This window comes from Halopseudomonas salina, from assembly GCF_008641105.1.
Window position 1 is genome coordinate 12813 of sequence record NZ_VTTI01000018.1, and the last position, 22690, is coordinate 35502.

Annotated in this window: 20 protein-coding genes and 1 pseudogene; 10 read left to right on the forward strand and 11 right to left on the reverse strand. The window is 57.1% G+C overall.

The features are described from left to right. Positions 1 to 52 precede the first annotated feature (52 nt). The gene (locus tag FZF01_RS18715; protein WP_150277857.1) at positions 53 to 1432 is read left to right on the forward strand and encodes a C13 family peptidase; all 1380 of its coding nucleotides are present in this window, start codon (positions 53 to 55) and stop codon (positions 1430 to 1432) included. A gap of 9 nt (positions 1433 to 1441) precedes the next feature. Here FZF01_RS18715 and hemN read toward each other — a convergent pair whose 3' ends face one another. Continuing rightward, complete coding sequence (gene hemN, locus FZF01_RS18720; protein ID WP_150277856.1) at positions 1442 to 2830, reverse strand: oxygen-independent coproporphyrinogen III oxidase; 1389 nt, start codon at positions 2828 to 2830, stop codon at positions 1442 to 1444. Positions 2831 to 3066: 236 nt separating this feature from the next. Between hemN and FZF01_RS18725 the strand changes: the two genes are divergently transcribed. The 3 genes from FZF01_RS18725 to FZF01_RS18735 are packed head-to-tail and all read left to right on the forward strand — an operon-like array spanning position 3067 to position 6180. Beyond that, positions 3067 to 4389, forward strand: a complete 1323-nt coding sequence (locus tag FZF01_RS18725) for a diguanylate cyclase domain-containing protein (RefSeq protein WP_150277855.1) — start codon at positions 3067 to 3069, stop codon at positions 4387 to 4389. A 48-nt stretch (positions 4390 to 4437) separates the two neighbouring features. Further along, a complete protein-coding gene (locus FZF01_RS18730) occupies positions 4438 to 5517 on the forward strand; it encodes a DUF2235 domain-containing protein (protein ID WP_150277854.1) in 1080 nt (359 codons plus the stop codon). A 3-nt stretch (positions 5518 to 5520) separates the two neighbouring features. After that, on the forward strand, positions 5521 to 6180 hold the full coding sequence (locus FZF01_RS18735; protein ID WP_150277853.1) for an NADPH-dependent FMN reductase: 660 nt from the start codon (positions 5521 to 5523) through the stop codon (positions 6178 to 6180). 102 nt (positions 6181 to 6282) lie between these two features. On the opposite strand, the gene FZF01_RS18740 is transcribed toward FZF01_RS18735, so the two are convergent. Further along, positions 6283 to 6507, reverse strand: a complete 225-nt coding sequence (locus FZF01_RS18740; protein WP_150277852.1) for a hypothetical protein — start codon at positions 6505 to 6507, stop codon at positions 6283 to 6285. A gap of 307 nt (positions 6508 to 6814) precedes the next feature. Between FZF01_RS18740 and FZF01_RS18745 the strand changes: the two genes are divergently transcribed. Together FZF01_RS18745 and FZF01_RS18750 are read left to right on the forward strand one after the other, a co-directional pair. Further along, complete coding sequence (locus FZF01_RS18745) at positions 6815 to 9082, forward strand: ATPase, T2SS/T4P/T4SS family (RefSeq protein ID WP_150277851.1); 2268 nt, start codon at positions 6815 to 6817, stop codon at positions 9080 to 9082. After that, positions 9079 to 10167, forward strand: coding sequence for an ATP-binding protein (locus FZF01_RS18750; RefSeq protein ID WP_150277850.1), 1089 nt, complete (start codon positions 9079 to 9081; stop codon positions 10165 to 10167). Before FZF01_RS18745 ends, FZF01_RS18750 begins: the two co-directional genes overlap by 4 nt. Positions 10168 to 10188: 21 nt before the next feature. Here FZF01_RS18750 and arcC read toward each other — a convergent pair whose 3' ends face one another. The 6 genes from arcC to FZF01_RS18780 all read right to left on the reverse strand — a co-directional run bounded on the left by arcC (position 10189) and on the right by FZF01_RS18780 (position 18824). Beyond that, on the reverse strand, positions 10189 to 11094 hold the full coding sequence (gene arcC, locus FZF01_RS18755) for a carbamate kinase (RefSeq protein ID WP_150277849.1): 906 nt from the start codon (positions 11092 to 11094) through the stop codon (positions 10189 to 10191). Between the two features lie 15 nt (positions 11095 to 11109). After that, entirely contained in the window at positions 11110 to 12111 is a 1002-nt protein-coding gene (argF, locus tag FZF01_RS18760) for an ornithine carbamoyltransferase (RefSeq protein WP_150277848.1), read from the reverse strand. An 18-nt stretch (positions 12112 to 12129) separates the two neighbouring features. Further along, positions 12130 to 13359, reverse strand: a complete 1230-nt coding sequence (locus FZF01_RS18765) for an arginine deiminase (protein ID WP_150277847.1) — start codon at positions 13357 to 13359, stop codon at positions 12130 to 12132. Between the two features lie 20 nt (positions 13360 to 13379). After that, a complete protein-coding gene (locus FZF01_RS18770) occupies positions 13380 to 14825 on the reverse strand; it encodes a YfcC family protein (protein ID WP_150277846.1) in 1446 nt (481 codons plus the stop codon). A 169-nt stretch (positions 14826 to 14994) separates the two neighbouring features. Beyond that, positions 14995 to 17340, reverse strand: coding sequence for a DUF2309 domain-containing protein (locus FZF01_RS18775; RefSeq protein ID WP_223825454.1), 2346 nt, complete (start codon positions 17338 to 17340; stop codon positions 14995 to 14997). Then, positions 17337 to 18824 (reverse strand): NADH-quinone oxidoreductase subunit L, encoded by a 1488-nt coding sequence (locus FZF01_RS18780; protein ID WP_223825453.1) that lies wholly within the window; start codon positions 18822 to 18824, stop codon positions 17337 to 17339. Before FZF01_RS18780 ends, FZF01_RS18775 begins: the two co-directional genes overlap by 4 nt. Positions 18825 to 18930: 106 nt before the next feature. Between FZF01_RS18780 and FZF01_RS18785 the strand changes: the two genes are divergently transcribed. Further along, positions 18931 to 19791: a LysR family transcriptional regulator gene (locus FZF01_RS18785; protein WP_150277845.1), complete on the forward strand. Its 861-nt coding sequence runs from the start codon at positions 18931 to 18933 to the stop codon at positions 19789 to 19791. 35 nt (positions 19792 to 19826) lie between these two features. Here FZF01_RS18785 and FZF01_RS18790 read toward each other — a convergent pair whose 3' ends face one another. Beyond that, a complete protein-coding gene (locus FZF01_RS18790) occupies positions 19827 to 20435 on the reverse strand; it encodes a Crp/Fnr family transcriptional regulator (protein ID WP_150277844.1) in 609 nt (202 codons plus the stop codon). Between the two features lie 128 nt (positions 20436 to 20563). On the opposite strand from FZF01_RS18790, the gene FZF01_RS18795 reads away from it, so the two are divergent. After that, on the forward strand, positions 20564 to 20761 hold the full coding sequence (locus FZF01_RS18795; protein ID WP_150277843.1) for a YgaP family membrane protein: 198 nt from the start codon (positions 20564 to 20566) through the stop codon (positions 20759 to 20761). Between the two features lie 17 nt (positions 20762 to 20778). Further along, positions 20779 to 21243 carry a DsrE family protein gene (locus tag FZF01_RS18800; RefSeq protein WP_150277842.1) on the forward strand — a complete coding sequence of 155 codons (465 nt, stop codon included), beginning with the start codon at positions 20779 to 20781 and terminating at the stop codon, positions 21241 to 21243. Between the two features lie 70 nt (positions 21244 to 21313). Here FZF01_RS18800 and FZF01_RS18805 read toward each other — a convergent pair whose 3' ends face one another. Beyond that, positions 21314 to 21856 carry a rhodanese-like domain-containing protein gene (locus tag FZF01_RS18805; RefSeq protein ID WP_150277841.1) on the reverse strand — a complete coding sequence of 181 codons (543 nt, stop codon included), beginning with the start codon at positions 21854 to 21856 and terminating at the stop codon, positions 21314 to 21316. Between the two features lie 122 nt (positions 21857 to 21978). On the opposite strand from FZF01_RS18805, the gene FZF01_RS18810 reads away from it, so the two are divergent. Beyond that, entirely contained in the window at positions 21979 to 22290 is a 312-nt protein-coding gene (locus FZF01_RS18810; RefSeq protein ID WP_150277840.1) for a Nif3-like dinuclear metal center hexameric protein, read from the forward strand. A gap of 53 nt (positions 22291 to 22343) precedes the next feature. Here the strand turns inward: FZF01_RS18810 and FZF01_RS18815 are convergent. Continuing rightward, positions 22344 to 22690 (reverse strand): annotated as a pseudogene (locus tag FZF01_RS18815) (L,D-transpeptidase family protein); the annotation flags it as partial.

Here is a 22690-nt window from a genome sequence, read left to right on the forward strand (position 1 = left end):
GCAAGCAATTTTCGACTTGCCCACACACATTCCTCTGCCACGGCGAAATATTATGCCACTTGTTCTTTCGCGCGTTGTGCGTGCCACCTTGTCACTGATTGCTGTCGTGTTGCTTACAGCGTGCGACCCGCCACCGTTGTTGCCACCCGATGCCCGTTTGCCGGATGGCAGCACCTATACCGGCGCTCTTCAGGAAGGGCTTTTTCATGGCCAGGGTGCGCAGGAGTTTGCCAGTGGCCTGCTTTACCAGGGGCAGTTTCGTGAAGGGTACTGGCATGGCCAGGGGGAGCTTGAGTCGCCGGCTGGCTGGCGTTACGAGGGTGAGTTTCGTCAGGGTCTGATGGCGGGCCAGGGCGTTTGGGAAGACAAACAAAGCCGCTACGAAGGTGCATTTGCAGACGACAACTTCAATGGTCGCGGGCGTTATGAAGTCAATGGCAGCGTGTATGAGGCAGCGTTTGCCGATGGCATGCCTGTAGAGGGCAAACACATTACCGACTATGGCATTTACGAGGGTGAGTTTCGTGACTGGTATTACCACGGTGAGGGAACCTACTCTTATCCGGATACCCCGGAGGGTTCTGGAGCTTTGTCCGGGGTCTGGGAGTACGGTGAGCTTGTCGACGCCGATGAAAGCGCTCCAGCGGATTCACCCGCGCCGCTGACTGAGACTATTCTGGCTGAGGACCGTCAGCGACTGGATGAGCAGATCGACAGCCTGGCTGCCGAAACGCCTGGTGTATCAGATGCCTATTTTCTGGCGGTTGGTGGTGACGGGACCGAATCGGTTTTCATGCGAGATATTCAGGTGGCCAGAGCAGGGCTGCAGGAGCAGTTTGATGTCACCAACCGCGCCATCATGCTGCTCAATCACCGAGATTATGCGACCTACCCCCTTGCTACCCGGCCTTCGATTGCCACCGCACTCCAGGCGCTGGATGAACGGCTGAATCCGGAGGAAGACGTGCTGGTTGTGCATCTGGTCAGTCACGGTGGTAAAGACGGCCAGCTGCTGTTGCGCCAACCGGGCATTGATCTGCCCGGTCTGTCGCCACAGGATTTTGCCGAAATGCTGAATAGGCTGAACGTTCGTCGCAAGGTGCTGGTGGTTTCAGCGTGTTATTCCGGCCAGTGGATCGACCCACTCAAAGACGCGCACACGTTGATCCTGACCTCCGCTCGCTCGGACCGTACCTCATTCGGCTGCGGCGACGACTCGGAAATGACCTGGTTCACCAAGGCCGTGTATCAAAGTGTTGGCCTGTCGTTCGATGACCCTGATGCGATGTTTGAGCAGATCAACGAACAGGTGCGGGAGTGGGAAGAAGAAATCGGCATGGATGAAGACAGCTGGTCCTATCCCCAGTTCTGGCTTGGTGAGGATCTGCGGGCCTGGTGGGGGCTACGAACACCTGGCCACCACCGGCCATAACAGTTCCAATTACACCGTGCGTGAGAAGCGGCCTTTCTGTTCCTCGCCAAGATAGGCATCAAAGGTCATCGCTACGCTGCGCATCAACAGGTGGCCCTGGGGCAACAATACGAGGGCGTCTTTGTGGCGCTCCACCAAGCCATCACTTTCGTGCTCTGCCAGTAATGCCAGTGCATCGGCAAAGTACTCGGTGAATTTGATCTGATAACGCTGTTCGAACTTGCTGTAATCCACGCGCCCATGGCACATCAGGTCGGTGATCACATCTCGACGCAGCTTGTCGTCTTCGCTTAGGTGGTAGCCGCGCTGTACCGGCAGCATGTCGCTATCCATGCGCGCGTAGTAGCGTGACAGCTCTTTTACGTTCTGGCTGTAGCTGTCGCCCACCTTGCCGATTGATGACACGCCGATACCGATCAGGTCGCAGTCGGCATGGGTGGAGTAACCCTGGAAGTTACGCTGGAGGGTGCCATTGGCCTGGGCACGGCTGAGCTCGTCTTCCGGGAGGGCAAAGTGATCCATTCCGATGTACACGTAGCCGGCTTCGGTGAGGCGCTGGATGGTGAGCTCCAGAAGTTCGAGCTTGCGTTCCGGCGGCGGCATGTCTTCCATGCGAATCAATCCCTGCGCCTTGACCTGTTCCGGCAGGTGAGCATAGCTGTAAGCCGCTATACGATCAGGGCGCAGTTCGATGATTTTGGCTAACGTAACATCAAAACTGGCGACAGTTTGCAGGGGTAAGCCGTAAATCAGGTCGACACTGATTGATTTGAAGCCAGCATCACGGGCAGCCATGACCAGGTCACGGGTTTGTTGCTCGCTCTGGATGCGGTTAACAGCTGCCTGCACGGCCTCGTCGAAATCCTGAACACCGAAGCTGAGCCGGTTGAACCCGAGCTCTCGCAGCGTATGAATCTGAGCTGGCGCTACCGTGCGGGGGTCCACCTCAAGGGAGAACTCATGGGCGTCGCTGTTGTCCATATTGAAGGTGTCGCGCAGCGTCTGCATGAGGTCAGCCAACTGCTCGCTGGTGAAATAGGTAGGTGTCCCGCCGCCGAGGTGTAGCTGGGTCAGCCGGCGTGACGAGTCAAAGAGGCTTGCCTGTTGGGTTATCTCTCGTTTGAGGTAGGCCAGATACTCTACTGCACGCTCGGTCTTGTGGGTGATGATCTTGTTACAGGCGCAGTAATAGCAAAGACTTTTGCAGAACGGGATGTGGATATAAACCGATAACGGTTTGGGCGTCACATCGTTGTTGCTGGCCTTCGCCGCCGCCTGATAGTCGTCCACGGCGAAGGCTTTATGAAACTGCGGTGCCGTGGGGTAAGACGTATATCGAGGGCCCGGACGATCATATTTCTCGATCAGATCCCGATTGAAGCTCAATGGCTGGTTCATACCTACTCCGTATCTTTTGCTGATTGTGACACGGTTACCCTAGCGTCAGTGTGCGAACTCTACATCTGTACAACAGACTTTGGCAAAGCGGGCGAATGATCTGATTGACCTGTCTGCAACCGTGCCTGTTCGCCAGACTTTTCAGTGTGCAGAGCGCCGGGGCCTTATAGGACATTGAGTGAGATCTGAAATGCTGCTGTTCCCCTTTCGATAAGCCTCAACCTTGCAGGCAAACCATGCGATTAGCTGATTTTATCCGGACCGAAATAGAGCCCATTCTTCAGGACTGGGAAGCATTTGCAAAAACGCTTTTGCATGCTGAAGATATGGACCAGGTCGGATTGCGTGATCATGCCAGGAATATGCTGCTGGAGATCGCGGATGATCTTGAGTCGGTGCAAAGCGAGACTGAACAGGTAGCCAAATCAAAGGGCCATGAATTCAGAGACAGGGAGTCCTGGGCCGAGATCCATGGCGAGGACCGGCAGAGCAGTGGTTTCAGCGTTATCGAGACGGTGTCTGAATTCCGTGCCTTGCGAGCGAGTGTGGTCTCGCACTGGACCAAGGCGTACCGAGCCAAGACTGGCCAGCACATTGAAGATCTGACTCGTTTTCACGAAGCGATCGATCAGGCTGTGGCTGAATCGCTGGAACAGTATGCAACGGTCAAGGAGATGGAAACCCGTCTGTTTGGTGCCATATTGCTAGCCTCACCGGACCCTATTTATGTGCTGGATCTGGAAGGTCGGTTTGTCTATGCCAACAAGGCGACTGCAGATCTCTTTGCGCTCAGGCTCGAGGAAATCATTGGCAACTCTACCTTCGATCTGGGTTTTCCATTTGCTATGGATTTTCAGCGCAATCTGGAGAAAGTCATTGCCGAGCAGTCCACCCATCGTGGCAAGTTTGTTCATACCTTTGCCTCTGGGCATGGTGAGAAATTTGAATACCTTCTGGCACCAGTGCTGGACGAACATGGGAAGACAGAGGCCACGGTATGCATTTCTCGGGATATTACAGCCCAGACCCTTGCCGAAGAAAAAATATGGCACAGCGCACACCATGACCTGTTGACCGGACTGCCCAACAGACGCTTGTTTCTGGACCGCCTGGAGCAGGCGATCAAGCACTCGAGACGCAGTAACGCCGATTTCGCATTGCTTTTCCTGGACCTGGACGGTTTCAAGGATGTGAACGACTCCCTTGGTCACGATATGGGGGATCGGCTCCTGGTGGCGGTGGCCAGGCGTCTGAACGAGTGTGTTCGTGAGGAAGATACGGTGGCCCGTTTGGGGGGCGATGAGTTTACCGTGCTGCTGGTAGGTGCCAGTGAACAGGACGACGTTGTCACCGTAGCTCAGAATATCATTGAGCAGCTGGCCAAACCCTTCTGCCTGGATGAAGAAAACATCCGGATATCCGTCAGCATAGGGATTACCGTTTTTCCTCAGGATGCGGCGACCCCTGCCACGCTATTGGAAACGGCCGACAAGGCGATGTATAAAGCCAAGAGGGCAGGTGCGAATCAACTCTGTTTTTACCAGCCAGCACCGGTGTGAAAATGTTTGCCTGCTTTGTTTGTTGGCCAACTGAATGGGAAGGAAACCATGACACAAAGACTGATTCTACTCTTTGACGGTACCTGGAATGATCCGGAAGATCAGACCAATGTGTACCGACTCACGCGGCGTATCCAAGACTACGATGGCACGATCAGGCAACGTTTTTTCTACGATCCGGGTGTGGGTACCTCGAGCTTTGAGCGTTTTAGTGGTGGCGTGTTTGGCTATGGTCTGAGCAGGAATCTGCTGGAAGGCTACGAGTGGCTGGCAAAACGCTACAGCGAAGGAGAGGAAATCTGGATATTCGGCTTCAGCCGTGGTGCCTACACAGCCAGAAGCCTGGTCGGATTGATCCGCAAGTGCGGGTTGCTGCATATCGTGACCCCGTGCCTGTTGAAAAAGGCAGAGAAGATTTACCGCAACGACAGCCTGGCACCGGATTCCGAGGAGTGCAGGGCGTTTCGGGAAACCTACAGCCGCTCGCCCAGAATTCATTTTATCGGGGTGTGGGATACGGTTGGTGCGCTCGGAGTGCCCGGCACGCTTATTTCCGAACATGGGAAATTCGCCTGGCACGATACCGAGCTTTCCAGCATCGTGGATCGTGCCTACCACGCGGTGGCCCTGGATGAGCATCGAGCTACCTATGATGTGCCATTGTGGACCAGTGATGACGGTAAGCAAAAGCCCCGCAATCTTGAGGTAGAGCAACGCTGGTTCATTGGCGCCCACGCCAACGTTGGCGGTGGATACGGCTCGGATGATCGGCTCGCTGATATTTCACTGCAGTGGATGCTTGGCAAAGCGGAGAAGGCCGGATTAAAGCTTGACCGCTTTACTGCTGCAGAGGATGCCTGGAAAACCGAGCCGAGGGATTCATTCCAGGAGTTTCTCAAAGGCGGCTACGCCTGGTTCCAGAAAATCAGACGTGGCGAAGAAGAGGCTCGCTTCAGCCGCAGATATGCCGAGGATAAAAAAGGGCGCCCAGCAGTGAATATTTCCATCGATGAGAGCGTTTGGCAGCGATGGCAAGATGCCGGTCTCAACTATCGGCCACCAACGCTGACCGATGCGGGCCAATCGCCCCCTGAGCCGTTGGTTATAGGGCCCAATACAGAGAGCTGAAAAATGAAATTCCTGGTCTTTCTTGGCACGGTAAGAGACAGCACCCCGCCAAAGCCCCCGCGACTCGGGCATCGTGTGGCGTTAGCATGTCTGCAGTTTCTGAAAACCCGGTACGAGGGTCATCAGTTCGAGCTGGTGGATGCCCTTGATTATCCGCTTGATCACGTCTTCAAACCGCACTTTGCCTATCCGAAAAGCAGGGCTCCGGAGGGTCTTGATGCGCTGGCGGATAAAATCGAGTCCGCTGACGGCTACATCATGATCAGTCCGGAATATAACCACTCGCTCAGCCCGGCATTGGCGCACTTGCTCAACCATTTCGGTAGCTCATTGTTTGCCTATAAACCAAGTGCAATCGTGACCTATTCCGCCGGCCAGTGGGGCGGGATGCGCGCGGCGATAGCGATGCGTACCTTTCTGGCAGAGCTTGGCTGTTTGCCGGTGTCTGCGATGATCCACGTGCCTCGGGCACAAGAAGTATTTACCGAGGACGGTGGCCCCCAGCAAGAGGTGAAAATGGACGGCTGGTTTGACTATCTGGGCCGTACTTTCAATCAGCTGATATGGTGGGCCCAGGCAACCAGCGAGCATCGCTCAAGGGTTGATCCCCACCAGGAAATTGGTGACTTCAAGCGTTCGCCATCTCAGAGGAATGCGCCCTAGGCTTATGGGCGGCAGGCGGAAATCAGAAAAGCCTCCAGTCTGCGAAGACTAGAGGCTTTTCTTTGTGGAAGTCCTGTTATTGACCTCCATCTGCTAACGCAATCAGTTAGTCGAGATTTCGGTCTTTACGCCGTCTTTATCTTCAAACTTGAGGCTCAACCCTTTGTCCTGTTCGGCAGGGGCCTCAATAACGGTGGTGCTCGTTGTGCCGCCACTGCTATCGAATGCGCCGGTGTAAAATAGTACGCCGGCCCCAACAATGAGCAGTCCGACTACAATAATTGCCACGATTGCGACGCTGCTGCCATTAGTTTGGGTGTTTTCCATATGAACCTCGGGATCATCCTGATATCACAGCTTCCTTTGCAGAGTATCGACTCCGCTATGTGCTCAGGTGCCGCAGTATGCGCTTTAATCTGAAAGGACCAAGGGTTATTTCCGGACGGGATGGACAGAGGTCCCAAGCGCTAAAACCGATTCTGTCCGAGGAGTCACTCTGTTCTGGTAGTTCTGGCTGGCAGATTGGTTAAAACATGACTTACGTCGTATTTAAGGCCGTAATTACCGGTTATCTTGGGATTATGAGCCTTCTTGTTCGCTGGTTGATATCCGGCGACGTATAGCGGAGAAAACCGTGAGTACACATAATCCCAAGATCCAGGTTGTCCTGCGGGCGGTTCCCCGGGAAGCTTTCATTGCTTCTTCGGATCTGGCCCAGCATATGTCTGGTCACAGCATTCCTACTCGTTCTGCCTTGCAGCAGATCCTGACTGCGCTGCCTCCCATGGGCAGGAACCAGAGCGTTTTGTACGTGGGTGCGGGGTCTGGTTATGTACCGGCCGCCTTGTCGCATCTGTTTTCCAGGGTCCATGTAGTGGAAAAGGAGGCAGCGATTGCCGATATTGCAGCTACCAATCTGGCCAAGTTCCACATCAAGAACGTAGAGATCAGTATTGCGGATGTGCAATCGGGCTTTCACTTGGACGCCCCCTGCGACTTCATACTCAGTGGCACATTTCTCAAGCATCCCGAGGCGCTTTTGGGCCTGCTCAAGGAAGGTGGAGTGTTAATCAACCTTGAGCCTGAAGAGGGCCGGTCGCCCTCGCTGGTGCAATATCGTCGCCGGGAAGAACAGCTCGAGCGAGCCGGCACGCTGGGCTGGGTCGATTTCAGACGCTCTACGGCCGACGTTCTGATAGACCTGGGTGTCGCCGACGAACAGACCGTATCCAAAGCCCGAGAGGAAGCACTTGCCAGTGGCAAGCCCCTGATGCGGATTTTGCACAGGCTGGTTAATTATGAGGATGCCGAGCTTTATCGTCGACTTGCGGCGCAAAAGCGCAACGTATCCTTTATCGAACTGGAGAAGTTGCTGCCCAGCCTGGACGTGCGGCTTTTTGCGGGTTTCTCGCGGACTTTTCTGGACAAGCACCGCTTGATTCCCGCCTACATGGAAGGCAACGAGCTGGTGGTTGCCAGTGACGACCCGGATGCACGCCTGGATGCGATCGAAAGGCTCACAGAAGGGCATACCACCCGATTGCTGTTGGTAACACCAACCGATTTCCAACGCCTCTGGTCTCATCTGGCTATCACCCTGCGCGGCGACATGCTGGGGCGTACCCACCTTGCCGAAGTTGACGAAGCGGAGGAGGAAGAGGGGCGTGAAGAAGACGCACATAACCGTATCAGCCCCTATCTTGTTTCAATCTATGAGGGAATTCTGCTTGAGGGTGTGACCAACCAGGCAAGCGATATTCACCTGGAGCGCTATGATGATCGCATTCGTATACGCCTGCGTATTGACGGCGAACTGCATGACCTCAACCATTATCGATTGACCCCCGGTGAACTGCTGGGAATTGTCAATGTGATCAAGCTGCGGGCGGAGCTGAATATCGCCGAGCGCCGCCTGCCTCAGGGCGGACGCTCCATGTTGCGCTTTGGCGACGCGTCCTATGATTTGCGGGTGCAGACCCAACCTTCACTGCATGGCGAGCATGTGGTGATTCGTCTGCTACGTCAGACCGGCCGTGCGATGACCATGCAGGAGCTGGGAATGTCGCGCAAGATTTCCGGCCATTATCGCCGGTTGCTGAATAACCCCGCCGGTCTGGTTCTGGTGGTAGGACCGACTGGCTCAGGCAAGTCCACCACGCTGTATGCGGGTCTGCAGGAACTAGCCGATGATGGTCAGCGCAAGGTCATCACGGTGGAGGATCCGATCGAGTATTCCATCGACAACATTCAACAGACGCGGGTGCGGCCTGACATAGGGTTCAGCTTTGCCAATGCCATGCGTGCCTTCGTCCGCCAGGACCCGGACGTGATCCTGGTAGGCGAGATCCGTGACCAGGAAACGGCGCTGGAGGCTATGCGGGCGTCACAAACCGGTCACGTGGTGCTGTCCACGCTGCACTGTAACGACGCGGTGGACTCCCTTCAGCGGCTTTATGACCTGGGTGTGCACCCCAATTCGATTGCCAGTGAGCTGCTTGCGGTTATTGCCCAACGCCTCGCCAAGAGAATCTGCAAGGAGTGTCGTACAGAGGCGAAGCCAGACCCGGTCATCATGGCGGAGTTGTTCCCCGAAGGTGCACCTGCCGGCTTTCGCTGCTATGCCGGAACCGGTTGCCCAGCCTGTAACGGTAAAGGTACACGGGGCAGGGTGGCGGTTGTGGAGTATCTGCACGTGAACCAGGACATTCGCAACGCAATATCCCGTCAGCCGCCCATTGGTGAAATGCGTTGGCTGGCGCTGGATGCAGGCTTGAGCACCATGCGTGATAGCGCCCTTGATCATGTTATCGCCGGCACCATACCCATGTCGGAACTGCCACGAATTCTGCCTGAGGAGCGCATGGCTCCTGAGTCGCGCGGTGGCCGGAGAGAAGCCCAATGAGCAAGTATGAAAACAAGCAACGTCTGCCGGCCGAGGCTGAATATCAAGAAGAGCTGGAGCGCCTCAAGCAGCTTGACGAGCACCCGGTTCCTCCAGGTTGGCGCATGTCTCCGGTTGCGGTGGGCAAGTTCGTCGAGGGTGACAAGAAGCTGGGTATTGAGCGCAAATTTGTGTGTGAGCCCGAGGTGGTTACGCGCGTGGTGATAGCGTTGTGCACCAACCGTGGCGCCCTGCTGGTGGGCGAGCCAGGCACCGCCAAGTCGCTGCTCTCGGAGTTGATTGCCGCTGCCGCCTCGGGCGACTCGTCCCTGATGATTCAAGGGGGGGCAGTCAACAGCGTCAACCAGTTGCTCTATACCTGGAATGAAGCCTTGTTGCGCCAGCATGGGCCCTGTGTCGAGGCACTGGTTCCCAGCCCGCTGCTACGGGCCATGCGTGATGGCAAATTCCTGCGTTTCGAGGAAATTGCGCGTTGCCCTCAGACGTTGCAGGATTCGGTGCTCTCCATTCTGTCGGATCGGGTAATCAGCATTCCCGAGTTGGCTGGGGATGATGGCGTGATCTATGCCAGCGAGGGTTTCAATATCATCGCGACATCCAACAGTGTGGATGAGGGTGTCAACCGCATGAGCGCGGCTCTGAAACGTCGCATGAATTTCGAGCAGGTCAAGCCGATTGCGCGACTCGGCGATGAAATCGACGTGGTGGTTCGACAGACAGAAAAGCTTAATGCCAAGGCAGGTATTACCTTCAAGCCCGATCCCATGGTGCTGGAAGTGCTGGTCACGGTTTTCCATGAGCTGCGCAACGGTCAGTCGATCGCCGGGCGCAGTACTGACCGTTTGGCGGGCTCGGCAATGTCTACCGCCGAGGCAGTAGCTGTGGCCCACGCCATGAGCGTTCACGCCTTTTACTACGCCGACGGGCGTATGACGGTTGAAAGCCTGGTGCATTTCCTTCTCGGGTCCGCTCTGAAAGACAAGCCCGAGGATCGCCGGCGGCTCAGGCACTATTTCGATACGGAAATAGCCGAACGCAGGGGTGATCACTGGAAAGCGCTCTATGCCCAACGCCACCTTCTCTGAGGACTGGATTCTGTCTGCTGATCAGCCGCTTATACAGGTACCTGCCTTGCGTTCCAGGATCGCTAGAGCATCTTCCAGCCGACCGATACCGCTAATGCCTCCATGCTCGGCAAACTCGGCTGCAGCCTCCAGCTTGGGGCCCATCGAGCCGGCTGGCAGATCGAGTTCGCGGGCCTGGGACACCGTCAAAGCCGAAATCGGGCTGGCGCTATCCTTGCCGAAATCCCGGTATATTGCATCCACGTCGGTAAGCAGCAGCAGGGCGTCAGCTCCCAACTGTCGGGCCAGCAGCGCGGTGGCGGCGTCCTTGTCGATGACGGCTTCCACCCCGATCATGCTGCCGTCGTCCCGGCGCAGAACGGGGATGCCGCCGCCCCCAGCGCAGATAATGACTACATTCTGATCCAGTAACAGCTTAAGCACCCGCATGTCGGGTATTTCCAAGGGTTTGGGAGAGGGAACCACCCGCCGCCATTTATCACCGTCCTGGGCTATATGCCAGCCTGCAGCACGGGCCTTGGTTTCGGCTTCTTCCCGCTCGTAAACCGGACCGACGAATTTGGTGGGTTTCTGGAAAGCGGGATCGTTCTTGTCGACCAGTATCTGGGTCAGCAGGGTGGCTACCGGTCGGTCATGATCCAGTGCGTTCTCCAGTTCCTGCTCGATGATATAACCGATCATGCCTTCTGTTTCTGCGCCCAGAACGTCAAGGGGATAGGCTTCGTCTGGCTTGTAGGCTGCGCCCTGCAGGGCCAGCAGGCCGACCTGGGGACCGTTGCCGTGGGTAACCACCAGCCGGTGGCCGGCACGGATGATACCAGCCAGTGACTGAGCGGCAATTTTTACATTGGCACGCTGCGCCTGCGCGGTGAGCGGTTCGCCGCGGCGTAGCAGTGCGTTGCCTCCGAGGGCTGCGACTACGAGCATGTCATCACTCCCTTGTCATGATCCGAGGGTGGCGACGAGTACCGCCTTGATCGTATGCATGCGGTTTTCCGCCTGATCGAACACGATGGATGCGGGGCTTTCGAAAACCTCGTCAGTCACTTCCATGGCATCAATGCCGAACTCTGCCTGTATCTCCTTGCCCAGGGTGGTTTCCGTGTTGTGGAAGGCCGGCAGGCAATGCATGAATCTGGCCCTGGGGTTGCCGGTCTTTGCCATCAACGCTGCGTTGACCTGATAGGGCTGCAGCAGCTTGATGCGCTCGGCCCATTTTTCCTTGGCCTCGCCCATGGAGACCCATACGTCGGTATAGACGAAGTCCACGTCCTTCACGGCGGCATCGATATCGTCGGTAATCATGATTCGTGCGCCGGTGGTTTCGGCGATCGTCTGCGCTTCCTTCTGAATGGCCTCGGCAGGCCAACAGGCTTCGGGAGCGCAAAGGCGCACATCCATCCCCATCTTGGCACCACCGATGAGCAGACTGTCGCCCATATTGTTGGCGGCATCACCTATAAACACAAAGGCTACCTCGCGCAGGGGTTTGTCCACGTTCTCCTGCATGGTCAGAAAGTCGGCCAGTATCTGCGTGGGGTGGAATTCGTTGGTCAGACCGTTATAGACCGGCACTCCGGCGTACTGTGCCAGCTCTTCCACGACTGCCTGGCCGAAACCGCGGTATTCAATGGCGTCGTATACGCGGCCCAGCACCCGGGCGGTGTCCTTTACGGATTCCTTGTGGCCGATATGCGTGCCAGTCGGGCCCAGGTACGTCACCCTGGCACCCTGATCAAAGGCGGCGACTTCAAAACCCACCCGCGTTCGGGTTGAGTTTTTTTCGAAGATCAGGGCGATGTCCTTGCCGCGTAACTGCGGTACTTCGGTGCCCGAGTACTTGGCGGTTTTGAGGTCTGCGGACAGCTTGAGCAGAAACCCGATTTCCCGCGGGGTAAAGTCCCGCAGGGTCAGAAAATGCCGGTTCTTGAGATTGAATGCCATTGCCTTGCTCCTGACTTGTCAGACTGCGTCTCGTATGGTCGGGCAACTCATGCAGCGCCCGCCGCCCCTGCCCCGACCCAGCTCGGCACCGGGTATGGCAAGCACTTCTATGCCTGCCGCTTCGAGGGCGGCATTGGTGTCGTCGTTGCGATCGTAGCCAATAACGACTCCCGGACTCAGGGCAAGCACGTTGTTGCCATCATTCCACTGCTCCCGTTCCCGCTCGGCAGGGGTGTCGCCACCAGTGGCGATGACTTCCAGCGAGCTGTAGCCCATCACATCGGCCACCACATCGAATAACGGGCGGCTGTCCTGCCGGAATGACAGATGCTTGTCCCCTTGGCCGGGCCGCAGGTCATAACAGACCATCTGGTCGGCAACTTCCTTGAAGGTGGTCACCACATTGCCGCCACAGAAAGTAAACACCGTGTCCAGGTGCATGGCTGAGCGGGTCTTGGGAATCTGACAGGCGATCACCCGGTCGGCTGTGCCATTGTCAAAAAGGGCCTTGGCCAGTTGACCGATTGCCTGTGGCGAGGAGCGCTCGCCCATTCCCACCAGTACGGCGCCATTACCCACCGGCATGATGTCTCCGCCTTCCAGCGTGGCCAGGGCGTGGTCCTTGAGCGGATCGCCCCAGTGAACCTTGACCTTGCCGGCGAAGGCTGGATGGAACTGATAGATGGCGCTCATCAGCAGGGTTTCCGGTTTGCGCGCAGCCCAGTACATGGGATTGAGTGTTACGCCCCCGTAGATCCAAGCGCTGTTATCGCGCGTGAACAGAAAGTTGGGTAGCGGCGGCAGTACGAATCCGTATGGCCCCAGATGGTTGCCGAACAAACCGGAGGGGTCGAAGGGCAGATCGCCCACCTCCAGCCCGCCGATCAGAAATTCCGCCAGGGTTCGGCCGGGGAGCTCGTCCATCCAGGCGCGCAGGTCGGAAACCATGCCGACGCCGATATGATCCCAGGTAATACGGTGGTCCAGAATCCAGGCGCGGGCCAGGGGGATATCCAGGGTTTCTGCCAGCAGGTCGTTGACGTCCAGCACCTCTATGCCACGTGCACGCATGACATCGGCGAAAATATCATGGTCTTTCTGCGCCTGTTTGACCCAGAAAACGTCATCAAACAGTAGCGCATCACAGTTCGAGGGCGTCAGTCGCCGGTGGGCGAGCCCCGGCCGGCAAACGATGACCTGCCGCAGGATGCCGGTTTCAGAATGTACGCCCAGGCTATGATCTGTCATGTTGCCTCCGGTTCGGGTTATCAAAGGAACGCGCCAACACTGATCACTACAGTGATGAACACAGTCAGAATCAGCAGCAGAGGCCAGATAAACACCAGCCAGCGATCATAGGACACCCGGCCAATAGCCAGACCACCCACGACCACCGCGAAGGTCGGGTTTATCAGATTAACCAGGCCGTTGGCTGACTGGTAAGCGGTCACTACAAGATCACGGCCCACGTTGGCAAAATCCGCCAGTGGCGCGAGGATTGGCATTGACAGAACAGCGAGACCTGAGGAGGAGGGGACGAAGAAGCTCATGCCCACCTCTATCCAGAACATCAAATTGATAAAGGCCAACTCGGGTAATCCGCCCAGGCTGTTTTCGGCGCTGTGCAGGATAGTGTCAGCAATCATGCCTTGTTCCATGATGACGACGATGCCCCGGGCAAGACCCACTACCAGCGCAACCCCAAGCAGATCACGGGCGCCGTCGACAAAGCTGCCGGTGAGTTTTTTCTCTCCTAGTCGCGAAATCAGGCCAATCACGATGGCCGACCCCAGAAAAAGAGCGCCCATCTGAGCCATCCACCAGCCCTGGGACGAGACGCCCCAGATCATGACCACAAAGGTCAGAGCGAAGATAATCAGGGCGATTTTCTGAATGGCGCTTAGCTCGAAGTTGTCCAGCTCGTCATGGCCTTGCAGAAACAGCTTGCGGTGCGCATCTCTCTGTTTGGCGACCACCGACCGGGACGGGTCGGCCTTGACCCGCTTGGCATAGCGCATGACGTAGGCCGCACAAATGATCAGACCGCCAACCAGCAGCACAAAGCGCAGCATGATGCCGTCGGTGAAAGGAATGTTGGCGGCGTTGGATGCGATAACGGTGGCAAAAGGATTTATGGTGGAGCCTAGTACACCAATGCCGGCACCCACCAGAATGACTGCGACACCGGTGACGGCGTCATAACCGGCTGAAATGATGACGGGGATCAGGATGGCGTAGAACGCGAGCGTCTCCTCCGCCATGCCGTAGGTCGTCCCCCCCAGCGCGAATAGCGTCATGAGGATCGGGATCATCCATATCTCCCGGCCCTCCAGATGGTGCATGGCACTGCGTATGCCGGTATCAATTGCGCCAGTGGCGTTCATTACGCCCAGAAATCCGCCCAGGAACAGAACGAAGAGCGCCACATCTATGGCGTTGGCTGCATAACTGTCGGGGTCGTAGAACCCGGCCGTGGGGGCCAGCATGATGTCGACAAAGCCCTGGGGGCTGGGATCGACGGTCTGGTAGGTGCCTGGCACCGCAACTTCGCGCCCGACTTCCTCATTCATGGATCGCTCATACTGCCCCGCGGGTATGATCCATGTGAGCGCCGCGACCAGAATGATCAGAAGAAAAAGAATGGTATAGGCTGTAGGGAACCGTGATGCCAGGTCGCCTTCAGGGTTTGGTGGGGGCTGCTTTTCCTCGGTCATGAGCTTCTCCTTGCTGGGTGAAGGAATAATCATCCAGACTCAGAGTAGGCCTCATTTTGTGAACCTGACATGACCAGGATCAACCTGATTGCATGTTTCACGTCTTTGTAACCCAGTGTTGACGTCCTGCCCGCCGGGTATGCTGACGGGCAGGTTGTGGGTAGCAGCCTTACTGGGCCTGATCAGGCTCGGCCCACCGATCCTCGAAGAACCGGCAAGCGCCCGCATCGGTCAACTGAAACAGGTATAGCCACTGGTTATCCACCAGCCAGCGCACTTCATCATGGGCTGCAACGATCCTGGCGATGGCTGCGCGAGGGGCATTGACATACACACTCAGCCGCAACGGCTGATGCATCCAGGTCGTGCCGTTGTGCACGGACTGCAGGGGCAGTCCGATGCGCAGGTCCCCGCCGTTGCCCTCGAATACTCCCAGACTGCCACCCACTATGTTATGCAGCGTCTTGTTCCCGGCCCCGTACAGAAAGGGCTCGGTTACCGATGCGTTGTATTGCATGTTGATCCAATTGGTTACAAGCATGGGCGCCGTGAGTATCTGCGTGAGCAGGGCGTTATCAGGGTCGTCACGCCACTGATAATCATGCAGGAAGCTGCGCCCGGCAAGGTCCAGGTGCCGGGTCCTCTCCCTGGGTGCAATGATAAAGCAGGCATTGTTGGCCAGACCCCACTCAGGGCGTACCTGGGACCAGTCCCTGGCTCGCTTTGCCAGAGCCTCAACAACCGGCGCGCCACCAGTGTCCAGGTACCTGGACCGTTCTGTCGCGCATTGTGTTCTGGCCGCCTGCAACCACAGCATGATCTGCTGATCGGGCTGGCCGGCCAGTATCTGAATCTTATCGGTTGTGGTGTTATGCAGCGCTGGAAAAAAACGGCTGTTTACCGGGAGTTCCAATCCCCTGTCGGCCAGGGCCTGGCGAATGGAGGTGTCGTTTAACAACTGCGCAAGCAGACGCACGTTTACCTCGCCGGTTTGCCCGCCGCAGGCGCCACAATCCAGAGCCGAGGCGTGGGGGTTGTTCTGGCAGTCACTGCCATGTCCAACCAGTAACACGCGATTGGCCACCCTTTTATCCAGGCCCATGGCCTTGAGTATCCCCAAAGCCAGATCAGCTTGCGCAGCGGTAGACAAGGGTTGGCCGTCGCGATGCAGATGCAACCGGGTGGCAGGTTTGACTGCGTTGGCCGATGAGCGCCAGCCAAAGGTGTTACGGAGCAAGCCAAGGCTGTAGCCCATGCCCGATGATTCGACCAGGCTGAACCCGCCGTTGGGTGATTTGCCCATGGCCAGCCAACGGCTGTAGAGGCTGGTGGGTGTCGGCTCCTGATAACGCTGGATATCATCTATTACCTGCAGCTGTGGGGCCAGCAGACCCGGAAGTTGCGGCCGGTGATAGGCGCCGCTGTGATAGGCGATGGGCAAGCCGAAAAATCCGGCAAAGCCACGCGTCTCGATTGTCGGGTGCTGGGCCTCAAGCGCCCGCCGCATGATTTCCGAGCGAGTGTCGATACAGAACACAGCCTGCAGCGACGGCGCGTCGGCCGGCGCTGAAGGCGCATTGGCGGTCCCCCGCGGCTTTGTCAACTGGGCTTGCAGCCCGCTCTGATAAACGCGCTCGCTTGCCAACTGCCAGCAGTGCAGGTGTCTGGCGTGGGCGAGATGCGCTGCGCGCTGGCGGTCGGCTTGTGCCAGTTGGCGAGTCCATGCGCCGGTGACCGAGCCCGCCCATTGCCCAGGCTGACGCCACAAAACAAGTTCCCAGGCCAGGCGGGCGGCGAGCAGTTCCAGCAGGGTGTGGTCCAGTGCGCCGTGCATTCCGGCCTGCCAGCTGCGGTAGGCCGCGGTGCTGGCCCAGCCATTGAGGCTCAGAAGCAGCGCGTGGGCGTAGTCGGTCTGCCGCTCCGCTGGCACCATGAGTTCATCCATGGCTACGCTCAGTAGCTCCTGCGCCGTGTCAGGTAAGGCGTCAAATCGCCGGACCAGGTTGGGCTCGCCCATCAGAATCGAAAGGCCGTGATCCCTGCGGGTCTGAGATAGCCAGGCCTGGTAGAACCCAGACTGTTGATCGACGAAATATCGCCCGGCGAACTGGCTGAGTTGATGCTGTATTTCCTCGCGCCAGCTTATCTGCCGAGACAGGTCACGGTGATCATCGAACAGTTGATCGAGATTTTGCCAGGTGGCAGGCCGTACCGGATTCGCTGCAACAAAGTGGGCAACTGGCATCGGCATGCCCTGTTCGGCCAGCACCCTGGCTATGACATCCTGGGGAATGCTCTGGGCCCGGTATGCTTCGGGGTCGAGGAAACAGCGTACACCTGCCAGCCATGACAGCTCGCCGGCGACGACTTCCATCGGCTTATCCCGCATTGCCCACCAGGGATTGACCGCAATCAATTGATCCAGGGGCCAGTTGGGTGCGATGCGTTTGCAGGCGTTGCTCACGGCATCCAGTACCTGAGATGAAGAAGCTTTTTTTTCCGCTGCCATGGTCATGGACGTGTCTCCTTTGCGAGTACGGGGTTTAGCATCGGTGAGGGTTCCGGCAGCCGTGCGGGCCAGAGTCTCAGTGTCAGGCGGGTGGCCCACTCATCTAGGTAGAGTCCGGCGTAGAGGCTGCGATACAGGTCCTGATGCAGGGTGGTGTTGCGACCGAACATCACCAGCCATCCGCCGGCACCCAGGGCGGCAATAACGGTTGCAGTCCAGATCAGTGCCCAGTCACCTGCAGGGCTTGCCGCAGGTTCCAGATGCATTTGTGCGCCGGCTTTGAATACAAGGTGCAAGGCCACCAGGGCAACGATCATGCCCAGTGACAGTAGCCAGCCGCGGCGACGCCACAGACAGCCAAAACCAATACTGTAAAGCGCCAGGAGAAGCCATTCGGCTGCGCTGACTGGCAGGGAAAACCACTGGGTGAGAGTCAGGTAGGCAGTCATGGCGATGAGGCTGCCCAGCATGGCGGTGCGCAGCTTCAGACCGCCGCCGGGCGCCACCCGCGCCATCACTGAATGCTGTACCTGGCTGCCGGAATTCAGGAAGGAATAGGCCTTGTAGCAGGAATGGGCCACCAGATGCAGAATGGCTAGCGCGTAGAGACCCAGTCCAATCTGGAGCAGCATCAGCGCCATTTGAGCCACTGTCGACCAGGCCAGTGCGACCTTGATACTGATGCGTGTGACGGCAACCAGACCCGCAAGCACCAGGCTGGCGCCGGCAACTATCAAAAGTACGCCCGTGGCGACCGCAGCCAGTTCCAGGAGCCCGGCCAGGCGGAGCAGCAGAAACCCGCCCAGATTGACGACGCCTGCATGTAGCAGTGCAGATACCGGGGTGGGCGCTTCCACAACCTGAATAAGCCAGCCATGAAAGGGTAACTGAGCGCATTTGAGTAACGCTGTGATTACCACCAGGACGGCTGCAAACTGCATCGACAGGGGTAACGTATCCAGCTCCCGCCAGATTCCGTCCAGTGCAGTGATCGAGAGTGTCTGGTGCTGCCAGTAGATCAGGCCGATGGCAACAAGCAGGGCGAGATCGGCGAGCCGTGCGAAGACAAATTTCTTGTGCGCGGCCAGTGCAGCCCGCGCACGCTCCGGATAGAACACAAGCAGCTGATGCAGACTCAGGCTGATAGCTACCCAGGCGGTCCAGAGCAAAAGCAGGTTATCTGCCACCACCACAACGAGAACGCTGGCCAGCAGCGCATTGAGCCAACAGTAGAAGCGCGGCTGGCCTGGGTCGCCGGCCAGATACTGTTCGCTGAACCTGGACACGATCCAGCCCAGCCCGGTGACCAGTAGCAACATGATCTCCTGCACGGATGACAGCGTGAGTGTCAGCAGATTGAAGGCGGCGAGTATTGTCACTGCTACTGCCAGCACAAAAGCCGCCAGCGCGCTGGTGCTGCGCCAGAACCTCAGCATGGCAACTACATAGACGAGCGGCACTAGGGCGGTAACAACGATTGTAGATTCCATACGATCATCCTCCGGTGGTCTGAACGGAGTATCGATTGATCAATTCATTCTGTGAAATTCATAATAGGGATGGTAACGTTCTATTTAAAAGAACGCTGGAACGCTCATGAGCAGGCTCAACTACCGTCACCTCTACTACTTCTGGCACGTTGCAACGTCCGGTAATCTCACCCGTTCAGCCGAGCAGCTGCATGTCTCCCAGTCGGCCCTCTCCACTCAGATTCGTAGCCTGGAGGAGAGTCTCGACTGCCAGCTTTTCCTCCGAAGTGGTCGTAAACTGGTACTTACCGAGGCTGGTCAGCAGGCGATGCGTTTTGCCGAGGACATCTTTCATCGGGGCGAAGAACTTGAAGTCCTGCTGCGCCATGGCGTCAGCCTGGCGAACAAACGTTTGCGCATTGGCACTACCAGTCACATGTCACGGAACTTCATCGAGGAGTTCATCGGTCCTGCGATGTACGATTCCGAGGCCAGCATTGCGCTGATATCGGACAACCAGGCCAAACTGTTGAGTGACCTGACCCGGCACCAACTGGACGTGGTTCTGACCAACGCGCACATTGAGGTTAGCGATAACCAGGTATGGCAGATTCATCTTTTGTCTCGCCAGCCGGTCACCATAGTCTGTCCTCCGGCTCTGGCAGCCGCCAGCCTCAAACAGCACCCTTGGGTCTTGCCCAGCCGCAAGCACGGGATACGGGGTGAATTCGACGCCTTCTGTCTGCGTCAGGGGTTCCAGCCGACGATCAAGGCAGAGGTGGATGACATGGCGATGTTGCGATTGATGGCCAGGGACAGCCAGGCTTTTGGTCTGCTTCCCAGGGTCGTGGTGAGGGACGAACTGGCGAATGGCGTTCTGGTCGAGCGGGAGGCGTTGAGCGGAGTGGACGAGCGATTCTACGCCGTCACCGTTGAGCGGGTTTTTCAGCCGGAGTTACTGGATGTACTGTTAAGCCGATATCACTGATCCACATGCAGGTATTCAATAGTCGCCATCAGGCTTCATTTGATACCACTGATTCGACCGCGTGCGAGCACTACGCGTCCCTGTCTTTCAAGTTCTTTTAGCAGGCGACTTACCACTTCACGGGCGGTTCCCAGCTCTTCGGCAATGTCCTGATGCGTGGCATGGATTTCACCCTGGTTGGCCCTGGTGGCGAGCCATTGTTCGAGGCGTTCATCCATCCGCCGGAAAGCCACCTCTTCTACCAGCAGCATCAGGTCGTCCAGACGTAGGCCGTAAGAGGTCATGATTCCGGCCCGGAATGCGGCAGAGGCGGCCATCATTCGGTCAAACAGGCCTCGGGGCAGCATGATTGCTTCGCCGCTTTCTTCCACTACCGCTTCGGCGCGATGTCCGCGTCCGGACATGAGGCAGCCAATCGATAGAGTACATATATCGTTGGCGCCCATCCGGTACAGAACAATGCGGTTGCCTGATACCGCGGTCATCTGCACTTTCACCGAGCCACCCAGTACCAATGGCAGGCCGCCACAGGGATCGCCCGGACTGAAAAGGACCTGGCCGACAGGAAGTGGCATTGTCCGCAGTGTTTTTTCCGCTTCTTGCCTGAGCAAGGGAGGCAAGGTCTCAAGAATGGGGTGCTTCATGGTCGACTTCTGCCCGTCTGGTTATTGGTCAAATCCGCAGCCCTGGTATGTGACTTAGTCACCGTGTTTCCTGACGCATGCTCGCACAATACAACCTCGCACATCGTATAGAGAAGGGAGACACCGTAATGACAGTCAACATGGGAACAGCAGACAGAGTCATCCGGGCCATCGTCGGACTGGTACTTATAGCACTGGTTTTTTTAGGCCCGCAGACGGCCTGGGGCTGGATTGGCCTCATACCGCTGGTCACTGCTTTTATCGGCCTTTGCCCGGCTTATTCACTCTTGGGTATCAAAACCTGCAAGGCCAGATCCGTTCGTTAATCAAGGGAGCTCTTATCATGATCAGATTAAACACAGGTTTGCTGTTGGCCGCCCTGGCTGCAGCCACGTTTGTCCTGCCAGCCCTTGCTGATAATCACCAGAAGACCGCTGATTCTCAGGCGCCAAGCGCCAAGGCCCTGGTGATTCTGTCCGACAGTTCCGTCCAGACTCAGGGCATGGCCATGGTGTTGGGTAATACAATGTCAGACCAGGGCGCAGAGGTGCACGTCCTTTTGTGCGATCAGGCCGGAGATCTGGCCCTCAAGTCATACCAGGGTGTTGCCCTGAAACCAAAGGATCTGACCCCGGGGCAGATGCTGCGACGGCTGATCAAGGAGGGTGCTACGGTCAAGGTATGTGCGCTGTACCTGCCCAATAGTACACACAGCCAGGCGGATCTCCTTGAGGGTGTCAGCGTTGCCACTCCCCCTGAGATGGCCGCGCAGATGCTGGATCCCGCATTTCGTATTTTCAGTTTCTGATACTTAAATCGTTGTCGGGAGGTCGCGCCCCAGTGTGCCCTCCCGCATCTTTGCGCACTTAATGGTGTGATCAAGGACGATGAATTTTTGTTGGGTTGATGTCGGTAGACCATGGCAGGCCTGAATTCATCCAGCCATTGACTACCCGCATTCCCTGCTGAGCACCCTCAGCTGCCTTGTCGCCCTGGAAACCGTTCTCCACATACTTGACGTTGGTGAAGCCCTGTTCCAGAAGAAATTCTGCGCTGGGTTTGCCGCGATCTGAGCCGGACCGGCACATGGTGATAATCAGCGCGCTCTTATCCAGCCCTTTATGAGCCAGCGCCCTCTCGATGCCGGATACAAAATCAGGATTTGCTTTCATGGCAAAGTGCTTCTTGTCCTCCAGAAACTCGTATCGGTCGGCGAGTTTGAAGGGCACGTTGATATCCACTGCATCAGTAAAGCCGACAAACATGATCTCCACTGGGTCTCGCACATCCACGAAGAGGATCTGGTCTGCCTTTTCTTTCGTAACCTGCCAGGTCTGTTCGGGTGTCAGGGCTTCGGTCTGTGCGGCTGAAATCGTTGTAGAGAGTAATGTGACAATAAGACTCAACAATAGATTTTTCATAATGATCTCCGGTTTCGCTTTGCGTATGTTTGAACCATAGCAACCTGAGCGTGTTTCTATTTGATCTGGAGCAAGCGGTTGAGGTGTTTTGATGGCTTCGATCACAGCAAAAGGTAAGCAAAATGTACAAACTGTGTTTTTACGTGCCGGAGTCACATCTCGAAGCCGTGAAGCTGGCGGTATTCGGGGCAGGGGCAGGACATATCGGAAATTACGAGCATTGCTGCTGGCAGACCGGGGGTACGGGGCAATTTCGTCCGATGCCGGGTAGCCAGCCGTTTATTGGCGAGTCTGGTGCGCTTGAGAGAGTAGAAGAGTTCAGGGTCGAGATGGTCTGCGCGGATAAGTCAATTCAAACGGCTATAGCCGCGCTGCGACAGGCACATCCCTACGAGGAGCCGGCATTTGATTGCTGGTTGTTGGCAGAGTTCTAGATTGCCGGCTAGGAGAGTCTGAGGTTCGCGGAGGGCGCTCACGGATTGCAGATTCAAGGTCTGATTTCGACCAAGGTACCGTCGGGTACCAGGTCCCAAATTTCACGCATTTCCGCGTTTGTGAGTGCTATGCAGCCGTTGGTCCAGTCGAGGCCCTCGAAATACCACTCGGGGTATTCTTCGTCTATGGGTGTACCGTGGATCATGATCATACCGCCCGGGTCGACGCCCCGCTTGTAGGCTGCAGTCTGATCTTTCAGGTTGGGATAATCCAGGTGCATGCTGAGGTTGTAGTCGGCGCTTCTGTGACGCCAGTCGAAAAAACCTCCTGCTTGTGCCCCACAGGTTCGCGACCCAGTGAGATGCGGTAGGCGCGTATGACTTCGCCCTGGCTGATAAC

Excerpts from the sequence above, each read along its gene's own strand:
- FZF01_RS18765 (WP_150277847.1), bottom strand. The coding sequence starts at position 13,359 with ATGACAGATCATAGCCTGGGCGTACATTCTGAAACCGGCATCCTGCGG.
- argF (WP_150277848.1), bottom strand. The coding sequence starts at position 12,111 with ATGGCATTCAATCTCAAGAACCGGCATTTTCTGACCCTGCGGGACTTT.
- FZF01_RS18795 (WP_150277843.1), top strand. The coding sequence starts at position 20,564 with ATGACAGTCAACATGGGAACAGCAGACAGAGTCATCCGGGCCATCGTC.
- FZF01_RS18730 (WP_150277854.1), top strand. The coding sequence starts at position 4,438 with ATGACACAAAGACTGATTCTACTCTTTGACGGTACCTGGAATGATCCG.
- FZF01_RS18775 (WP_223825454.1), bottom strand. The coding sequence starts at position 17,340 with ATGACCATGGCAGCGGAAAAAAAAGCTTCTTCATCTCAGGTACTGGAT.
- FZF01_RS18790 (WP_150277844.1), bottom strand. The coding sequence starts at position 20,435 with ATGAAGCACCCCATTCTTGAGACCTTGCCTCCCTTGCTCAGGCAAGAA.
- FZF01_RS18735 (WP_150277853.1), top strand. The coding sequence starts at position 5,521 with ATGAAATTCCTGGTCTTTCTTGGCACGGTAAGAGACAGCACCCCGCCA.
- FZF01_RS18780 (WP_223825453.1), bottom strand. The coding sequence starts at position 18,824 with ATGGAATCTACAATCGTTGTTACCGCCCTAGTGCCGCTCGTCTATGTA.
- FZF01_RS18800 (WP_150277842.1), top strand. The coding sequence starts at position 20,779 with ATGATCAGATTAAACACAGGTTTGCTGTTGGCCGCCCTGGCTGCAGCC.
- FZF01_RS18805 (WP_150277841.1), bottom strand. The coding sequence starts at position 21,856 with ATGAAAAATCTATTGTTGAGTCTTATTGTCACATTACTCTCTACAACG.
- FZF01_RS18750 (WP_150277850.1), top strand. The coding sequence starts at position 9,079 with ATGAGCAAGTATGAAAACAAGCAACGTCTGCCGGCCGAGGCTGAATAT.
- hemN (WP_150277856.1), bottom strand. The coding sequence starts at position 2,830 with ATGAACCAGCCATTGAGCTTCAATCGGGATCTGATCGAGAAATATGAT.
- FZF01_RS18810 (WP_150277840.1), top strand. The coding sequence starts at position 21,979 with ATGTACAAACTGTGTTTTTACGTGCCGGAGTCACATCTCGAAGCCGTG.
- FZF01_RS18715 (WP_150277857.1), top strand. The coding sequence starts at position 53 with ATGCCACTTGTTCTTTCGCGCGTTGTGCGTGCCACCTTGTCACTGATT.
- FZF01_RS18725 (WP_150277855.1), top strand. The coding sequence starts at position 3,067 with ATGCGATTAGCTGATTTTATCCGGACCGAAATAGAGCCCATTCTTCAG.
- arcC (WP_150277849.1), bottom strand. The coding sequence starts at position 11,094 with ATGCTCGTAGTCGCAGCCCTCGGAGGCAACGCACTGCTACGCCGCGGC.
- FZF01_RS18740 (WP_150277852.1), bottom strand. The coding sequence starts at position 6,507 with ATGGAAAACACCCAAACTAATGGCAGCAGCGTCGCAATCGTGGCAATT.
- FZF01_RS18770 (WP_150277846.1), bottom strand. The coding sequence starts at position 14,825 with ATGACCGAGGAAAAGCAGCCCCCACCAAACCCTGAAGGCGACCTGGCA.
- FZF01_RS18785 (WP_150277845.1), top strand. The coding sequence starts at position 18,931 with ATGAGCAGGCTCAACTACCGTCACCTCTACTACTTCTGGCACGTTGCA.